Raw genomic sequence first — 17,086 nt, forward strand, 5'->3', positions numbered from 1 at the left:
CGTGCTCTTCAAGAGTGTCGGTGAACTGATTCCCCTCTACGCGCTGTATGCCCTGTTGTTCGCCGAACACGGTATGGGCATGGGGCAGATCTCTGCGCTGTTCGCGATCTGGTCGACAACCTCGTTCCTGCTAGAGGTGCCCTCCGGCGCATGGGCCGACACAGTATCTCGGCGCGGACTGCTTGTGCTGAGTGGTGTGCTGTTGACCCTTGGCTTCACGCTGTGGACAGTGGCGCCTTCTTTCGGCGGGTTCGCCGCCGGTTTCGTGCTGTGGGGCGCGGCAGGTGCTTTGGCTTCGGGTACGTTCGAGGCGCTGCTCTATGACACGCTCGTGGTGCGCGGCGAGTCCGCCGCCTACCCGCGGATTCTCGGCTACACCAGGGCGGGAGCGGAAGCGGCTGTCGTCATCGCTATCGTCGTCGCGACCCCGTTGTATCTCTTCGGCGGCTACGCCTTGGTCTGCTGGTCCAGTGTCGCGATCGCCGCCCTGCACGCGGCGTTGGCTCTGTCCTTGCCCACCGCGCCGAAGGCGTTATCCGCTGAGGCGGTGGCAGATCTCCCGGAGGCGGAGACCGTGGCGCCGCTGCCGGAAGATACCGAAGACGAGAAACAGCACGGCATTATCGCCGTTCTGCCTCTGGAACACGCCGGATCACCGATCATGGTGCAGCCGGAAAGGCTTATCGTGCAACAGCGACCGGTCATGCGATACCTCGGCATGTTGCGAGCCGGTGTGGCAGAGGCGATCCGGATCCGGACGGTGCGTTACGGCGTGTTACTGACGTCCCTGTTGTTCGGCATCACCGCGTTCGACGAGTACTTCGCGCTGCTGGCGTTGGAGGCGAGAATATCGACCGCAGTGGTGCCATTACTGGTCGGTCTCACCGTCCTCGGTTCACTCATCGGTTCGGTATCGGCCGGGCGGACGGAGAGCATGTCGGGCCGGACAATGGCGATCGCGATAGCGGTGGCCGGCGTCCTTTTCCTCGTGGGCGCGCTGATCTCCGGCAGTGCGGCGCATCGTCCGCATGTCGGGTATCTGCTGGTATGCCTCGGTTTCACGGCGATCGGTATTTCCTATGGGATCGTCCACAACACCTTGGTGGTTGCCGAAGCTCGTCTCCAGGACGCCATCACCGGCCCGGCACGAGCCACGGTTACCTCGGTATCCGGACTGCTCAGCGAGTTGGTCTCGTTGGTGGTCTTCGGATTCGCCGCGCTGGTGACCATATGGTGGCCGATATCCACACTCCTGGCCCTGCTCGGGGTCGCCGTGCTCATGCTGGCCGCGCCCACATCCCGTTGGCTACCCGCCGGTCGTCATTCCGATGCGTAACCACGGCCCGCTGGTTTCGTGCCTGCGGGGCATTCGCTCACGGTGTCCGCTACGGGCTTTCGTCGCGCGCGGCTCGCCCGCGGCTCAGCTCAGCTTGCGGGAACGCAGTTCGTGTCCCTTGGAGGTCTTACACCGGCCGGACTCCAGATCCCACTGCCAGCCGTGCAGGTTACAGGTGAGCGTGTTTCCTTCCACGACGCCGAACTTCGACAGATCCGCCTTCAGATGCGGGCAGCGCCGCTGCACTTCCCAGCCGTCGAGTTCGGTGGACGCGGAATCGTCGTGCGCTTCGGCGAACCAGCCGTCCGCATAGGCGATCCGTTCATCGGTGAGGCATTTGAAGAATGTGTAGAGGAATTCGTTGTACCCGCCGATCCGCCAGGCTTCGAAGCGGGTGGACAGGAAGATGGTGTTCACCCAGTCCGGCTCCTGGTCGCGCAGTACCGTGCGCACCAGTTCCGGCGCGATGCGGAAACCATAGCGGTATCGGCCCTCACCGGCGATGGGTTCGCGCACTGTGCGCTTGGGGAAGTCGAGCACCACGGTTTCCTCGCCGATCACCAGGGCGACCGGGTAGCCGATGCCATCGCAGATGAGATCGCTCTGCGCCATGATCGGTTCGAACAGCTTCTGCAGCGGCTCCAGCAGCGTGCCGGTACCGGTGGCCCAGGTCGCCTTCTCCGCAGCGAGTACCGGTGCGAGCCGTTGGGCCATCCGCTCGATATAGCCTGCCTTGTCGTCGTAGATCTCGGCGGGATCGATCGGGTGGGTCAGCGTCAGCTCGGATCCGCGCACCTCGGCGACCGAGCCGGGAATCATCAGGATCCCGCCCTTGTTGCCGTGGCGGTCCATCTGCTCCAGGAACACCTGCTGATCGGGGAAGATATTGCCCTCATCGCCGTGATCGTCATTGAGGTGGCGCAACTCGTCGTCAAGGAACACCGGCGGCCCCGCCGAGGGGACCACCCAGGTCGCGCCGACCTGTTCGATATAGCTGCGGGCCCGGTCCATGCCGCGCTGCCGCTTCTGCTTACCGAAGTTGGTCTTGGTGCGTGCCGGGATGTCGTAGACCATCGGATACCAGATCGCGCCGGAGTACTGCAGCAGATGGATATCTATGTGGCCGAATTGCTCGTGCAGTACGTCCATCTCCACCGGACGGGCGTCGTTCATGTTGAAGCAGGTGGTCTCGCCGTCGGAGACGACCAGTCCGGAGTCGCCGATCGGACCGTCGGCTGGTGCGCGCAGGGCGATGATCATGATGTCCAGCTCGCCGCCGGGGCCGCTCACCGTGTGCTTGACCGAGTCCGTGGTCTCGAAGAACGTGTGGAAACCCAGTTCCTCCAGCTCCCGCCGCAGGTCGGGCACGGGATAGTCGGGCAGAAGTACCGTCGCGTCCTTATCGACGTACTGCGCCAGCAGTTTGGCGTCGAAGTGGTCGCGATGCAGATGCGAGACGTACAGGAAGTCGCATGCGCCCAGCTCTTCCCAGTTCAGCTGGGTATTGTCCGGAAAGGGGACCCAGGAACCGAAGTACGCCGGGTTCACCCACGGATCACAAAGGATCGACCCGGCCGCGGTGCGGATGTGGAATCCGGCGTGTCCGACGCTGGTGATCTGCACTAGCTGCTCCTCCTGCCGATATCAGCTACCAAGGGTAGTAGTCGCGGCGAGGCCGCGCCGATGCAGTAGCCGCGTTCTGATTCTGCCGCTGTTGCTCAGTGGCCGTGCGGCTGGGCCGCCCGTGCGTTCTTGTTCCGGCGCGGTGAATGTGGGCGGCATACTGCTAGCGGGGCGGGCAGCGACTAGGCTAGCGAACTTGTGGAACCCGTCTATCGGACGATTGTCGGCCTAGCCCGTACCGTCTTCTTCGTTCAAGGTCTGAAGTTCACTGTCGCAGGCGCTGAGCACATCCCGGCGCGGGGTGGTGCCGTGCTGGCGGTGAACCACACCGGCTACCTGGATTTCACCTACGCGGGCCTGCCGGTGCGCACGCCGAAACGCTATATCCGGTTCATGGCCAAGAAGGAGGTCTTCGACAACAAGATCTCCGGTCCGATCATGCGAGCGCTCAAACACATCCCGGTGGATCGTTCGGCGGGCGCCGATTCCTATCAGGCCGCGGTGGAGTATCTGCGCCGTGGTGAGCTGGTCGGGGTGTATCCCGAGGCGACGATCAGCCGAAGCTTCGAGATCAAGGATTTCAAGTCCGGCGCGGCGCGGATGGCCATCGAGGCCGATGTGCCCATCATCCCGATCGTCATCTGGGGTGCGCAGCGGGTCTGGACCAAGGGTTTCCCGAAGCGGCTCGGCCGCACCAATACGCCGATCTCCATCGCGGTCGGCGCACCTATCCAGCCGGTGGCATCCGCTGCCGAGCTCACTGCCGAGCTCCGCTCGCGGATGCAGAGCATGCTGCTCGAGCTGCAGAAGAGCTACGCGCACGAGCCCGGCGCCTACTGGGTTCCCGCTCGGCTCGGCGGTAGCGCCCCCACCTTGGAGGAGGCGGACGCGATGGATGTCGCTGAAGCGGAGGCCAAGGCCGCCGCGCGTAAGAACGCATCCGGCCGGTAACGCGGCTATTGTGCCGTGGAGCGGAAGCCGCGCAGTCGCAGGCTGTTGCTGACCACGAAGACCGAGGAGAACGCCATCGCCGCACCGGCGAGCATCGGATTCAGCAGGCCCGCCATGGCCAGCGGTATCGCGGCCACGTTGTAGGCGAAGGCCCAGAACAGATTGCCCTTGATGGTCGCGAGGGTCCGGCGCGACAGCCGGATCGCATCCGCCGCAGCCCGCAGATCGCCGCGGACCAGGGTCAGATCGCTCGCCTCGATGGCCACGTCGGTGCCGGTGCCCATGGCCAGCCCCAGGTCGGCTTGGGCCAGCGCCGCGGCATCGTTCACCCCGTCGCCCACCATGGCGACCACTTTTCCTTCGGCCTGTAACCGTGTGACGGTGTCCACTTTGTCCTGCGGTAACACCTCGGGGATTACCTCATCGATGCCGACCTGAGCGGCGATCGCTTCGGCGGCTTCCCGGTTGTCGCCGGTCAGCATGATCGGGGTGAGGCCGAGCGCGCGCAGCTGGGTGATCGCCGCGGCAGAGGTCGGTTTCACGGTATCGGCGACCACGAGCACGCCGCGGGCCTTACCGTCCCAGCCCACCGCGACAGCGGTCTTACCCTCGGCCTCGGCGGCACGCATCGCCTGCGTCAGGTCCTCGTCGAGATGGTGCGACCAATCGGCCAGCAGCCGGGCCCGGCCGACCAGCACCGCGTGTCCATCCACCAGACCCTGCACCCCGAGGCCCGCGATATTCGTGAAGTCTTCGACCGGCTTCAGCTCACCGACACGTGCCCTGGCGCCCTTGGCGATGGCCTGCGCGATCGGGTGCTCCGAGGAATCCTCCAACGCACCCGCCAGTTCCAGAATCCGCGGGATCTCCTCGCCGGTGGCCGCGATAACGTCGATCAGCGACATCCGGCCCGCGGTGATGGTGCCGGTTTTGTCCAGCACCACGGTGTCCACCCGACGGGTCGATTCCAGCACCTCGGGACCCTTGATCAGGATGCCGAGTTGCGCGCCACGTCCGGTACCGACCATCAGCGCGGTCGGTGTGGCCAGTCCGAGCGCGCATGGGCAGGCGATGATCAGCACGGCCACCGCGGCGGTGAACGCCGCGGCCACAGATCCGCCGGTGCCGAGCCAGAAGCCGAGCGTCGCGACCGACAGCGCGATCACGATCGGTACGAAGATGCCGGAGATCTTGTCGGCCAGTCGCTGCGCCCGCGCTTTGCCGTTCTGCGCGGCTTCGACCAGCTCTGCCATCTGCGCCAGCTGGGTATCGGATCCGACCCTGGTGGCACGTACCACGATCCGGCCGCCGACGTTCACCGTCGCACCGACCACGGCGTCCTCAGGGCCGACCTCAACCGGCACCGATTCGCCGGTGAGCATCGAGGCATCCACCGCCGATGATCCCTCAACCACAATGCCGTCGGTGGCGATCTTCTCGCCCGGTCGAACGACGAATCGATCACCGACGATCAGCTGTTCCACCGGACTCCGCTGTTCGCGCTCATTCACTTCGCGCTCGTTCACCGTGCGGAGCACGGAGACTTCTTTGGCGCCCATTTCGAGCAGGGCACGCAGTGCCGCACCCGCCCGGCGTTTGGCGCGTGCTTCGAAGAAGCGCCCGGCCAGGATGAACGTGGTCACGCCAGCCGCGGCCTCCAGGTAGATACTGCCGGTGCCGTCCGTTCTGGCGATGGTGAACTCGAACGGGTGGGTCATCCCAGGGGTCCCCGCGGTGCCCAAGAACAGCGCGTACACCGACCAACCCAATGCCGCGAGCGTTCCCATGGACACCAAGGTGTCCATGGTCGCGGTGCCGTGCCGCAGGTTGGTCCACGCCGCCCGGTGGAACGGCAGCGCACCCCAGACCACCACCGGTGCGGCGAGGGTCAGGGAAAGCCACTGCCAGTTGGTGAATTGCAAGGCCGGAATCATCGCCATAGCGATCACCGGCACCGATAGGGTGAGCGAGACCAGCAGGCGGGTGCGCAGCTCGGCGGCTGGATCGGCTGGGCTGTTCTCGGTGGCCTGGCGCTGTGGTGCTCGCGGTGGGGCAGGCAGCGTCGCGGTATAGCCGGCCTGCTCGACAGTGGCGATCAGATCGGCAGGGGAGATGTCCCCGGTGACGTCGACCCGTGCCTTCTCGGTGGCGTAGTTCACCGTCGCGTGCACACCGTCGAGCTTGTTCAGCTTCTTTTCGATACGAGCGGCGCAGGACGCGCAGGTCATACCACCGATCACCAGTTCGACCTGATCGGACGCGGGTTGTTGTGTCGCGGTGGTCACCATGAGTGCTCCGTTCTGTGCGGCCCAGTGCGTCGAGGCGTGTGGTCCAGCCCGACACACCGAGGTGGATCAGTGGCTGTGTCCGGCTGGTCCGTACTGACCAGTGTGTTCGTTCTGCGTTGCCGCGCCGGCAGCCGGGGTACCCGGCGCGACGGTCAGGGTGAATTCGGCGGTACGAACCACGCCTTCGTGCTGGAAATCGAGGAACAGGCGATAGTCGCCCGCACTCGGCGCGGTAAGGGTGAAAGTGATGCCAGGGCCTGCCGCGGTCACCCCGTCGCCAGGGTGGCCCTCCGGGTGGACATGCAGGTAGCCCAGGTCGGCGGCGCGCAAAGCCACCAGATGGCCATAGGCCCCGAGGTAGGGCTGCAGGTCGGTGACCGGCGCACCGCCTCGGTTCACCGAGAACATGACTCGAGTGGATTGTCCCGGGGCCACCTTGCCATCCATGGTGACGGTGTAATCCTCGACTGTGCTGGTCGTGGTGGCCTGCGGTAGTGGTTGCGGATCGTAATCACCCGCGACCCGCAGGTGGGCGCCGAGGGTCAGCTTCTCTCCGCCTTCTGGAACGAAGTCGGCGAACACCCGATACTCGCCCGCGCGGGTGAGGTCCACCGGAACGCTCCAGGTTCCCTCGCTGTCGAGAACGGGGTGGACATGCTGATAGGCGACCATATCCCCACGGACCACGATCAGATGCAGATCCTTATCGTGATTGCGCACGTAGCCGGTGACAGGAGCGCCGTGCCGGTCGAGGATGCGCAAGCGTAACGGGACGTTCGCCGCCGCTGTGACCTGCGTGGTGTCGAGTTGCAGGGTGTAGCCGCGATCGGTGGCGAGCATGCCGCCGAGTGGTTCGCCATGCCCGTCCGTGTCCTTGTGGCCTGCCGTATCGTGCGCGGTGGGTTCGGCAGGGTCCGGGCCGAGTAGCGCACCGGTTGCCAGTGCGATTGTGAAAACCCCGGCAAGCCCGAGGGCGAAACCGGCGAACTTGGTGGCGGTGTTCATCTGATGCTCCGTTCGGGACTCAGTTGGCGGCTGTGTAGCCCGCTCGGGCGATCGCGGCGGTGAGTTCGTCATCATCGATCGGACTCGCGCTGTCGACAGTTACTCGGCCGTCGGCGGGATCGACGGCGACGGAGATGACGCCGGGAATGCGGCCGATCTGGTCGCGGACCGATGTGGCGCAACCGCCGCAGGTCATACCGGTGACGGTCACGGTGGTAGTGGTGCTCATGGTTGTTCTCCTCGTTCCGCCGGCCACTGTCCGATCTTTTTACCATACCCCCCTATGGTATCTATTCGTCAAGCTGGTCCTGCGCGCGACTGAGCCCGGTCCACGACGAAGGGTTCGTGCGGACCGGGTTCTGCCGGGGTGGGAGGCGGGATCGGGATAAGTGCCGAGATCGTGGGCGGCCGGGTCGTGCCTGTTCATCGGCATTCGAGATCGCCGCATAGCCACGGCCGGATAATATGAATTAGTGACGTTTCACATTTTTCCGAAAAAGATACTTCCAGATTTGTGACCCGAATTACTGTTCCTTCGGGATTACTGGACGGCCGCCCAGGCCGACTGGCAGAAGGTGCTGATGGCACCGCTGGAAGGAACTCCATGAAGAGCCGAAATGTTGCGGCGGGAGCTGTTTCAGTCGCCGTATCGGCGATCGACGCGATGATCGCCGGCACCTCGAGTGCGTCGGCGGCATAGGGCCTGCAGCGCAGGCGCCGGTTCGTTCGGCCACTGACCGATCCGCACCCCCTGACCGGTCTCTGGGTGTGAGCGGTTCACACCCAGAGCCGGGGGATCACGAAATTCCCTTATATATAGGACAATTCATGCAGAACAAGAGAATTCGCCGACTGGCAACGCCGATCACCGTCGGTGCCGTCGTCGGCCTCACTCTGCTGAGCGGTGTACCCGCCTACGCCGCTCCAGCCACTACTAACTTCAAAGCCTCCTGCCTGGCGACGCCGTCCGCTATCGCGGACCCGACCGTTCAGACAGAGGACGCGTTCGCTACCGTCGACGCCCCGGAACAGGTCGCCCCAGGTGACATCTTCGAGGTCGTCATCGCGTACTCGCCGATCACCTACCCGAACTCGGCCTCCGGTGCGTCGGTGAAGAACGTCTCGCGGCTCAAGGTCGACATCGATATTCCGCAGAATGCCGAGTTCCTCAGTGCCGAGGCCGTGGCGGGAACTAGTTCCGGGCTCAGCGGTGTCGCTCCGAACGTGCTGCGGGTCAACGAGTCCGGCGTTGTCGATCCGAACGGGACGATCCTGCGCCTTTCTGGCAACAACCAGACGATCGGCAACGGCCCGTCCTCGAGCAAGAACTCCGAGGGCGGCATTGTCGCGAAGGCTTCGTCGGGTTCGAAAACCACCTTCCAGCTTCCCCATGTGCGCGCGCGCCTGCGGGCGGGTGCTTCGGGAGAGGTGAACGTCAAGCTTCGCACCGGCGGTGAGGCCGGTACGTTCGGCAACGATAAGAACTATCTCACGTTCCTGCCGAAGGCGACACTGTTCATCACCGCGTGGGCACCGACCCAGTGCACCCCGCGCGACAACAAGACCGCACCGCTCAACACCGGTGCCGGGCCATTGTCCACAACGAGGATCGTCGAGGCAGACAAGGTGACCACGACCACGGTGACGGCGCCGACCGAGGCCAAGGTCGGCCAGGATGTCAACCTCACCGCGAAGGTCGAGCCCGCAGGTAGCGGCGGCACGGTGGAATTCGTCGTCGACGACGGTGCCCCGATTCAGGGGATGGTCGGTACCGACGGTGTCGCGGTCGCGCCGTACACCTTCACCAGTGCCGGCACCCATATGGTGGTCGCGAAGTTCACGGGCACAACGGGATTTTCGCCGTCCACATCGCCGGCCTTCCCGGTGAGCGTGACCGATCCGGTGCCGGTGGACATCGAGACCACCACCACGCTGGATCCGGTGGGCACGGTCCAGAAGAACGCCCCGGTAGTGCTCGAGGCCACGGTCGCTCCGGACAACGCGCAGGGCACGGTGCAGTTCAAGCTCGGTGACACCCCGATCGGTGCGCCGGTTACCGTGGAGAACGGAGTGGCGACGTTCTCGACCACGTTCACCAATCCAGGTACCTACAGCGTGACCGCCGAGTTCACCGGCGCGCCAGGGTTCCTCTCCTCGGCCGCGCCGCCGCAGACGGTGACCGTTCCGCGCGATGGCGTCGGATCCGGCAGCGGTGGCCTCGGATCTGGCAGCTCCAGGAGGTAGGTTCCTCGGGAAGTTCGTAGTCCCGAGCTCGACGCTGGGTGCGCCGCAGGTCTTCGACCGGCGGCGCACTTCGGTGTTTGGTCAGATGTACACCGCATTCCATGATGCAGGCACCGGGAATTCGGGCGGCCGGGCTCATCGGCCGACTGCCACTCGCTGCTCGGCAGCGCGGCCTGCGGACCAGATCAGGCGGAGTGCACGCTGCGGGCGGCGCCGATCGGTTCTCCCGCACCGCATGCGGCACGCGTCGCACACCGGAATTCAGGTGGGGTCGGAGCCGCGAATGGCCGCCAGCCAGATCGCCGCCGCCGCGGCGATGGTGGTCGCGGCGAGGAAGGCGGGCAGGCCGCCGCCGTCGAGATAGACCCACAGGAGAGCGGCGATGGGGGCGGCGACAGTGGATTGTGCGTCGAGCAGGAGTCGGTGGCGTACGCGGGTCGCTTCGGCGGTGCGGGCGATGGCGTCGGGGTCAGGGCGACTCGGGTTATCGATCAGGCGCCCTTGCGGTTCGGTATCGCGGATACGGCCGGAGGGGTACAGGCGCTGTCCGGCACTGTGCACCGTGCGGTCGGTGAGTTCGGCCTCGGTTTCGGTGTGGGTGGTCAGTATCGGGTCGAAGTACACGGGCAGCCAGCGTGGGCGCCCAGTCCCACCGATCTGCAACCACGATCGGCTGGTCAGGCGGTGCTGCTGGCGGATGCGGGTGACCCGCACCGTGCGGGCCTGGCCCGAACGCCAGAAGGGCAGTACGCCGTAGGCGATGCCGAGCCGGTATCCGGTGTATCCGATGATCCCGATGGCGACAGCGGTGATGGCCGCGAGCTGGTCCAGGGTGCCGAACGGCGCCCAAGCGGCACAGACCGCGAGGGCGCCGATCGTCACGGTGAGTGGATAGGCCAGGGGGTGGCCCGATCCGATACTCACTTCAAGAAACCGATTTTCGTGTAGTCCAGGGAGGCGAGGCCCGCAGCTCCGAAGTTGGCCAGGTCGGCGCGCACCGCGACATTGCCCGCGGACTGCATCAGCGGCAGCGAATGGCCCTCTTCGAATACCTTGCGGTCCACTTGGTTCGCGAGTTCCATCGCCTTCTTCGGATCGAGCTCGGACACGGTCTGCTCGATCAGCGCGTTCAGTTCCGGCGAGCCGATCCGGCCGTAGTTGCCCTGGAGGTCGTTCGGGTTGTACCCGTAGATCTGGTTGAGGCTGCCGAGCGGGAACGGGTCACCCACCCAGGACCACTGAGCCACATCGAAGTTGCCCGGCTGGATCTCCTCGGTGAAGAAGCCAGGACCCGGTTTGGTCTCGATATTCAGCTTGACGCCGACCGCAGCGAGGTTCTGCTGGATGATCTGCGCGATCTGCACCCAGGTGTCCTGCTGGTACATGACATCGCGGATCTCCAGTCTGCGACCATCCTTTTCCCGAAAGTCACCGTTGAGCTTCCAGCCCAGCTCATCCAGCTCTTTTGCCGCAGCCGCAGGGTCGAAGCCGAGGCTGTTGTCTTGATAGCCCGCCTGGCCCTGGAGGTAGATGTGATTGTTCAGCGGTGTCGGGTTCTCGACCAGACCGTTCTGGATAGCGGTGACAATGCCCTGCCGGTCGATGGCCTTCGAGATGGCTACGCGCAGCTTCGGATCGGCGAGGATGGATCCGGGCGCACCGTTGAACGTGAGGTGGTTCCAGGCATTGCCCGGCGCCCGCCGGACGGCGACACCAGGGGTATTGCTCGCGGTCACCAGCTCGTCGCGGGTGCCGATGCCGACCGCGTCGATCTCATTGTTCTGCAACGCGGGCAACCACGCGGAGGAGTCGAGCACGCTGAAGGTGATCGTGTCGAGCTTGGGGGTATCACCCCACCACTTGGGGTTATGGCCTAATACGATGCGCCCCTGTGCGCGGTCGGTGGATTGTACGAGGAATGGGCCCGCTGTCGGACCGATGGCGTCGACGAGGCTCTTGTTGAACGACTCGGGGGTCGCGGTGACGGACTTGGGGAACAAGAAGGAATTGCCGGCGAACTGCCCTCGCCATTCGGCATAGTGCTGTTTGAACGTGATGATCGCCTGCCGGTCGTCGATACCGCGCTCGACCTTGTCGACCCGGTCGAAGCCGGTGCTATTGGCGATCAGGAAGGTCTTGTCGGCGCCGCTGAGCGCGTTCGCCTGGGAGCGGAGGTCCTCCCAGGTGATCGGAGTGCCGTCGGACCAAACGGCCTTCGGATTGATCGTGTAAGTGACCTGTTGAGGATCAGTGTTGGTCAGCTGGATATCGGTGAAGTAATCGGTATTGATCGACAGCTCGCCCGCCGCATCGGTATTGAAGGCGCGCGGCATCATCGGCCGTTCGATGGAGGCGGTTTGGGCGTTGTTCCCGTCGTTGGACAAGGTGTTCCAGTTCTCGGGATAGGACGAGATCGCCAGCCGCAGATTGCCGCCGTCGCGCAGCTCGCTGACATCGTGGGGGTTGATGTCGTTCGTGGTGCCGATTTCGGCGGCTGAACCCGCGGGCGCGTTCCCGTTGTCCGAACTACACCCAGCGGCCACCACAGCGATGGTGACAGCGGCGATCGCCAGTCGTGTCGTCGATGAACGAATCCGCATGGTTCGCTCCTTTCCGCAGCGCTGCTGCGTATCTACATCGGGGAACTGATCATGACGCAGTCCCTACGGGGTGCGCTCCCTGGACCGGTAGTCCGCGCTGCGGATGCCGATCGCGGCCGTTGTTCCATCGAATCCACCCGCATCGGTCGCTTTCCTAATACCTGACGGCCGGTACCGGCACGGCATCGATCAGTGCTCGCGTGTATTCGTGCGCGGGAGCGGTGAAGATCTGCTCGGCAGCGCCGTACTCCACGATCTTTCCCTGATACATGACCGCGATGTCATGAGCCAGATTGCGCACCACCGACAGGTCGTGCGAGACGAATAGATAGGACAACCCGCGCTCGGCCTGCAGATCGCGCAGCAGGTTCAGCACACCCGCCTGGATCGAGACGTCCAGTGAGGACACCGGCTCGTCCAGCACGAGCAACTCCGGATCCAGCGCGAGTGCGCGGGCGATACTGATGCGCTGCTTCTGACCACCGGAGAAATCGGCGGGGTAGCGGTCGGCATGTTCCGGACGCAGCCCCACCTGTTCGAGCAATTCCGGTATCCGGCGGACGATCTCGGACCGTGGCCGCCCGTCGATGCGCAACGGTTCGGCGAGTGCATCGAAGATCGGCAGGCGCGGGTCGAGCGAGGCGGTGGGGTCCTGGAAGACGATCTGCATCTTCCTGCGGATCTCTCGCCTGCGTGCCTTGCTCAGTGTTGCGACGTCGCTGCCCATCACCTCGATGGTGCCCGCCTGCGGGCGGACCAGATCGAGAATTTGGGTGAGCGTGGTGGACTTGCCTGAGCCCGACTCGCCGACCAATGCCAAGGTACGTCCGGCCCGCACCTCGAAGCTGACGCCATCGACCGCTCGGATCTCGCCTTTGCGGCGGCGCAATATCACGCCGGAGGTGATCGGGAAGATCTTCACCAGGTCCGAAACCCGTAACACCACCTCGGCTTCCACCTCGGCTTCCAGCTTCGGCTCGCCTGCCTCACCACGGTATGCCTCGAACAACTGGTCCGTATCGACCTCTGTGGTGCGAATACAGGCGGCGGCGTGCTCCGGAGCGATCAGCTCCAGCGGCGGCTCGGCGGCCTTACATTCCTCGATCGCGACCGGGCAGCGTGGTGCGAACGAGCAGCCAGGCGGCAGCGCGTGCATGGCTGGCGGTGCGCCGACGATCGGGATAAGCCGCCCGCGCGCTTGACCGTCCATACGCGGAATCGAGCCGAGCAGCCCAACGGTGTAGGGCATGCGCGGTGCGCCGAACAGCGCTGCGGTGGTAGCTGTCTCGACGATCTTGCCCGCGTACATCACGGCGACCCGGTCAGCCAGCGTGGCGGCGATGCCCATGTCGTGGGTGATCATGATGACGCCCGCGCCGGTGATATCCCGTGCTTCGCGTAGCAGATTCAAGATCTGTTGCTGCACTGTCACGTCGAGCGCGGTCGTAGGCTCATCGCAGATGATCAGCGCCGGATCGTTGGCGATCGCCATCGCGATGACGACGCGTTGGCGCTGGCCGCCGGAGAATTCGTGTGGGAACGCCCTGGCCCGCACTTCAGCATCGGGGATACCGACCAGATCGAGGAGTTCCACCGCCCGTTTCGCAGCCGCCGTCTTGCTCATGGTGCCGTGCGCTAGCAGGGCTTCGGCGATCTGTTCACCCACCCGGTAGACCGGGGTAAGTGCGGACAGCGGGTCCTGGAACACCATGCTGATGGAACTGCCGCGCAGTGTGGACACTTGGCGATCGTTGAGCCCGAGCAGCTCGCGGCCGCGGAATCGGATGGAGCCGTTGATGCGCGCCTGTTCCGGCAGCAACCCCATCACCGCCAGCGCGGACACCGACTTGCCAGAACCGGACTCGCCGACGATGGCGAGCACTTCGCCGTCGGACACCGTGTAGGTGACACCGCGGACCGCGTCGATCCGGCCTTCCTCGCTGGGGAACGAGACACGCAGATCGGTGATATCCAGCAGCGGTGTGGTCGAGTGTCGCTCGACTGGTGTCGTGGTTGCGCCGGAACCCGTCATGCTTGTGCCTTCTTCTTCGACCGAGCCCGCTTGGCACCGGGATCGAATGCGTCTCGTAGCCCGTCACCGACCAGGTTCGCGCTCAGTACGGTGATGATCAGCAAACCACCTGCGAACATGAACAGCCAGGGGTAGGTCAGCGCCGACTTGGTGCCCATAGCGATCAACGATCCCAGCGATACATCTGGTGGCTGCACGCCGAAACCGAGGAAACTCAAACCGGTTTCGGCCATGATCGCCGCCCCGACAGCGAGGGTGGTGTCGATGATCAGGATGGAGGCGATATTCGGGATGATGTGGCTGATGATCACTGTGCGGGTCGGTGCGCCCATATACCGAGCGGCCCGGATGAATTCGCGATCGCGCAGGCTCATGGTCAGGCCGCGCACGATACGCGCGGAGATCATCCAGCCGAAACAGGACAGCAGGACGATCAACAGCAGAATGGATCCACTGCCCTTGGTGCGCGGTGCGAACAGCGCGACGATGATGAAGCTCGGAATCACCAACAGCAGGTCGACCAGCCACATGATCGCGCGATCGGTCCAGCCGCCGAGCAACCCGGCGAGTGTCCCGGCGGTCGCCGCGATCAGGGTGGAGAACACTGCGACCGACAAGCCGATGACCAAGGATTTCTGCAAACCGCGCAGGGTCTGTGCGAGCACATCCTGGCCGATCTGGGTGGTACCGAACGGATGCTCGAAGCTCGGCGGTTGGAGTAGCGCGGTGTAGTCCAGCTGCTGGTAGTCGTAGGGTAGCAGCGGAGGAAGCAGGAAGCTCGCGGCGAACAGCACGATCAGGATCACCCCACCCGCGACAGCGGGCTTGTTGCGCAGGAAGCGCCGCAAGACCAGCTTTCGTCGCCCGACCGAGGCGACATCGGGGGCGCCTTGGACGATGACTTCGGTTTCGGTCATGCTGCTGCCCTCGAGGTGGAATTGCCGGGCTCTTGGTGGTTACGCAGGCTACCTGCTCCGAGTCGGTCGCTCACCGCACACGCACCCGTGGGTCGAGTATCGCGTAGACGATGTCGGACAGCAGACCCGAGATCAATATGACCAGGCCCGCGAACGCTGTCACTGTCACTACCACGTACAGATCCTGGGCGTTGATCGCATCGACCAGCCATTCACCGACGCCGTGCCAGCCGAAGATCTTCTCGGTGAACGTCGCGCCGGTGATCAGGCCACCGAGGCTGTAGGCGAACAGCGTGGCCATCGGGATCAGCGCGGTGCGCAGGCCGTGCTTGTAGAGCGCCTTACTCCTGGTGAGCCCCTTGGCGCGGGCGGTGCGGATGAAATCGGCCTGTAGTACGTCGAGCATGGCATTGCGTTGATAGCGGCTGTAGCCGGCCATAGCGCCGAGGGCGAGGGCGGTTGTGGGCAGAACCAGGTGCTGGAGCCGGTCTAGCAATTGCGGCCAGAATCCCTCGATCGCGTTCGCCGAGGTCTCGCCGGTATAGAGGAATATTTGCGATCCGGCGAGCGTATTGATCTCCAGAGCACCATATTTGAGCAAGGTCGCGAGCAAGAAGATCGGAGTGCTCAAGATCAGCAGTGATACCACGGTGGTGAAGTAGTCACTGATCTTGTACTGCCTGATCGCGCCCGCCGCGCCGATCAACACCCCGAGTACGGTGCCGACCAGTGAACCGATGATCAGCAGCCGCAGACTCACCGCGACCCGTCGCGGCAGTTCTTCGCTCACCGGCTGCCCTGCGAGTGTGGTGCCGAAATCACCTTGCGGAATGCCCGCCAGCCAGGTGAGATATCGCTGTGGGATCGGGTCGTCGAGGTGCAGCTCCGAGGCCTTGGCGTCGATCACTGATTGCGGTGGCCGCGGGTTCCGCTGCTCCAGACTGTCCAGGGGGTGGAACGTCAGGGATGCCACGCTGAACGTCAGGAACGAGGCCAGCAGCAACAGCACGACATAGTTGAACGCACGTCGTAGCAGGAAGCCGGTCATCAGTCCTCTGGTCTTTCGGCTGGCGGGGCCAGCGTCGTCGATTAGCCCCCGATCATAAGGATGTAGTCGCTTCGGCGCGTGTCATGAGTGGGGATCGGGCATGTCCGATCCGATCAGCAGACGGGCCGGGCGACGGTGAAGGGCGGTCCGGCAGGATAGGAGAAGTGACGTCTTTGCACTTGCCGAAGTTGCACCTGCCGAAGCCGAAGATGGTCGCCACCGATGTGGATGGCACGCTCATCGATCATGAGGAGCGAGTTACCGACCGGACCAAGGCCGCGGTGGGTGCGCTCCTCGCGGACGGTGTGTCGTTCGTACTGGCCACGGGGCGTCCGCCGCGCTGGATCGCTCCGGTGGTGGAGGGACTGGGATACGCGCCGTTATGTGTATGCGGTAACGGTGCGGTGCTCTACGACAGCGCTACCGATCGGGTGCTGGACAGCGTGACATTGGATGTGGCGACGCTTTCCTGGCTCGCCGAGGTCGCCGAGCGGGCGTTGCCTGGCTGTGGTCTCGCGGCCGAGCGGGTCGGTGCGAGTGCGCACGATGCGGTCACACCGCAGTTCGTCAGCTCACCGCTGTATGTGCACGCCTGGCTCAACCCGGACGACACCGCGGTGGCCCGTGAGGAGGTCATCGACGCGCCCGCTATCAAGATGCTCGTCCGGCTACCGGGTGCGCGCAGCTCCGATATGCGCGCGGCGCTCGCTCCGATAGTCGGGGAGCGCGCCGATATCACCTACTCCACCGAACACGGACTCATCGAACTGTCCGCGCCCGGTGTCACCAAGGCTTCGGGGTTGGCGGCGGTGGCCCAGCGGCTCGGGGTGGCCGCGGAAACCGTCGTCGCGTTCGGTGATATGCCCAATGATGTCCCGATGTTGACCATGGCAGGCCACGGCGTCGCGATGCGCAACGCCCACCCCGAAGCGCTCGCCGCCGCCGACGAGATCACCGAATCCAATTCCGCGGACGGGGTGGCCAGGATCTTGGAACGCTGGTGGGGCTGAGCGAGCCGTTCGGCGGGTGTCGCGGCGGAAAG

The 17,086-nt window shown here is 64.8% G+C and carries 13 protein-coding genes; 4 read left to right on the forward strand and 9 right to left on the reverse strand.

The features are described 5' to 3' along the window. Nucleotide 1: 1 nt before the first annotated feature. A complete protein-coding gene (locus ACL02S_RS17060; RefSeq protein ID WP_412803427.1) occupies nt 2-1,336 on the forward strand; it encodes an MFS transporter in 1,335 nt (444 codons plus the stop codon). A gap of 84 nt (nt 1,337-1,420) precedes the next feature. On the opposite strand, the gene ACL02S_RS17065 is transcribed toward ACL02S_RS17060, so the two are convergent. Continuing rightward, nucleotides 1,421-2,959 carry a Rieske 2Fe-2S domain-containing protein gene (locus ACL02S_RS17065; protein WP_412803428.1) on the reverse strand — a complete coding sequence of 513 codons (1,539 nt, stop codon included), beginning with the start codon at nt 2,957-2,959 and terminating at the stop codon, nt 1,421-1,423. 198 nt (nt 2,960-3,157) lie between these two features. Here ACL02S_RS17065 and ACL02S_RS17070 point away from each other — a divergent pair, with 198 nt between their 5' ends. Next, nucleotides 3,158-3,910 (forward strand): lysophospholipid acyltransferase family protein, encoded by a 753-nt coding sequence (locus ACL02S_RS17070; protein ID WP_412803429.1) that lies wholly within the window; start codon nt 3,158-3,160, stop codon nt 3,908-3,910. Nucleotides 3,911-3,915: 5 nt separating this feature from the next. On the opposite strand, the gene ACL02S_RS17075 is transcribed toward ACL02S_RS17070, so the two are convergent. From ACL02S_RS17075 to ACL02S_RS17085, 3 genes are all read right to left on the reverse strand, one after another. Beyond that, the gene (locus tag ACL02S_RS17075; RefSeq protein ID WP_412803430.1) at nt 3,916-6,198 is read right to left on the reverse strand and encodes a heavy metal translocating P-type ATPase; all 2,283 of its coding nucleotides are present in this window, start codon (nt 6,196-6,198) and stop codon (nt 3,916-3,918) included. A gap of 66 nt (nt 6,199-6,264) precedes the next feature. Beyond that, complete coding sequence (locus ACL02S_RS17080; RefSeq protein ID WP_412803431.1) at nt 6,265-7,203, reverse strand: DUF8832 domain-containing protein; 939 nt, start codon at nt 7,201-7,203, stop codon at nt 6,265-6,267. 19 nt (nt 7,204-7,222) lie between these two features. Then, a complete protein-coding gene (locus ACL02S_RS17085; RefSeq protein ID WP_412803432.1) occupies nt 7,223-7,432 on the reverse strand; it encodes a heavy-metal-associated domain-containing protein in 210 nt (69 codons plus the stop codon). Between the two features lie 599 nt (nt 7,433-8,031). Between ACL02S_RS17085 and ACL02S_RS17090 the strand changes: the two genes are divergently transcribed. After that, the gene (locus ACL02S_RS17090) at nt 8,032-9,447 is read left to right on the forward strand and encodes an Ig-like domain-containing protein (RefSeq protein ID WP_412803433.1); all 1,416 of its coding nucleotides are present in this window, start codon (nt 8,032-8,034) and stop codon (nt 9,445-9,447) included. A gap of 261 nt (nt 9,448-9,708) precedes the next feature. Here ACL02S_RS17090 and ACL02S_RS17095 read toward each other — a convergent pair whose 3' ends face one another. The 5 genes from ACL02S_RS17095 to ACL02S_RS17115 form a co-directional block, all read right to left on the reverse strand. After that, a complete protein-coding gene (locus ACL02S_RS17095) occupies nt 9,709-10,365 on the reverse strand; it encodes a hypothetical protein (RefSeq protein ID WP_412803503.1) in 657 nt (218 codons plus the stop codon). 2 nt (nt 10,366-10,367) lie between these two features. Further along, nucleotides 10,368-12,047 (reverse strand): ABC transporter family substrate-binding protein, encoded by a 1,680-nt coding sequence (locus ACL02S_RS17100; protein WP_412803434.1) that lies wholly within the window; start codon nt 12,045-12,047, stop codon nt 10,368-10,370. A 154-nt stretch (nt 12,048-12,201) separates the two neighbouring features. Further along, nucleotides 12,202-14,079 carry an ABC transporter ATP-binding protein gene (locus tag ACL02S_RS17105; RefSeq protein ID WP_412803435.1) on the reverse strand — a complete coding sequence of 626 codons (1,878 nt, stop codon included), beginning with the start codon at nt 14,077-14,079 and terminating at the stop codon, nt 12,202-12,204. Next, on the reverse strand, nt 14,076-14,996 hold the full coding sequence (locus tag ACL02S_RS17110; protein ID WP_412803436.1) for an ABC transporter permease: 921 nt from the start codon (nt 14,994-14,996) through the stop codon (nt 14,076-14,078). Before ACL02S_RS17110 ends, ACL02S_RS17105 begins: the two co-directional genes overlap by 4 nt. Before the next feature lie 70 nt (nt 14,997-15,066). Then, nucleotides 15,067-16,044 carry an ABC transporter permease gene (locus tag ACL02S_RS17115; RefSeq protein WP_412803437.1) on the reverse strand — a complete coding sequence of 326 codons (978 nt, stop codon included), beginning with the start codon at nt 16,042-16,044 and terminating at the stop codon, nt 15,067-15,069. 209 nt (nt 16,045-16,253) lie between these two features. Here ACL02S_RS17115 and ACL02S_RS17120 point away from each other — a divergent pair, with 209 nt between their 5' ends. Continuing rightward, on the forward strand, nt 16,254-17,054 hold the full coding sequence (locus ACL02S_RS17120) for an HAD family hydrolase (RefSeq protein ID WP_412803504.1): 801 nt from the start codon (nt 16,254-16,256) through the stop codon (nt 17,052-17,054). The last annotated feature ends 32 nt before the right edge of the window (nt 17,055-17,086 follow it).

Source organism: Nocardia spongicola (assembly GCF_047200775.1).
In the GTDB taxonomy this organism is placed as follows: domain Bacteria; phylum Actinomycetota; class Actinomycetes; order Mycobacteriales; family Mycobacteriaceae; genus Nocardia.

Bases quoted from the DNA above. Each gene is read 5' to 3' on its own strand.
- ACL02S_RS17090 (WP_412803433.1), top strand. From the start codon at position 8,032: ATGCAGAACAAGAGAATTCGCCGACTGGCAACGCCGATCACCGTCGGT.
- ACL02S_RS17110 (WP_412803436.1), bottom strand. From the start codon at position 14,996: ATGACCGAAACCGAAGTCATCGTCCAAGGCGCCCCCGATGTCGCCTCG.
- ACL02S_RS17100 (WP_412803434.1), bottom strand. From the start codon at position 12,047: ATGCGGATTCGTTCATCGACGACACGACTGGCGATCGCCGCTGTCACC.
- ACL02S_RS17075 (WP_412803430.1), bottom strand. From the start codon at position 6,198: ATGGTGACCACCGCGACACAACAACCCGCGTCCGATCAGGTCGAACTG.
- ACL02S_RS17105 (WP_412803435.1), bottom strand. From the start codon at position 14,079: ATGACGGGTTCCGGCGCAACCACGACACCAGTCGAGCGACACTCGACC.
- ACL02S_RS17115 (WP_412803437.1), bottom strand. From the start codon at position 16,044: ATGACCGGCTTCCTGCTACGACGTGCGTTCAACTATGTCGTGCTGTTG.
- ACL02S_RS17085 (WP_412803432.1), bottom strand. From the start codon at position 7,432: ATGAGCACCACTACCACCGTGACCGTCACCGGTATGACCTGCGGCGGT.
- ACL02S_RS17080 (WP_412803431.1), bottom strand. From the start codon at position 7,203: ATGAACACCGCCACCAAGTTCGCCGGTTTCGCCCTCGGGCTTGCCGGG.
- ACL02S_RS17120 (WP_412803504.1), top strand. From the start codon at position 16,254: ATGGTCGCCACCGATGTGGATGGCACGCTCATCGATCATGAGGAGCGA.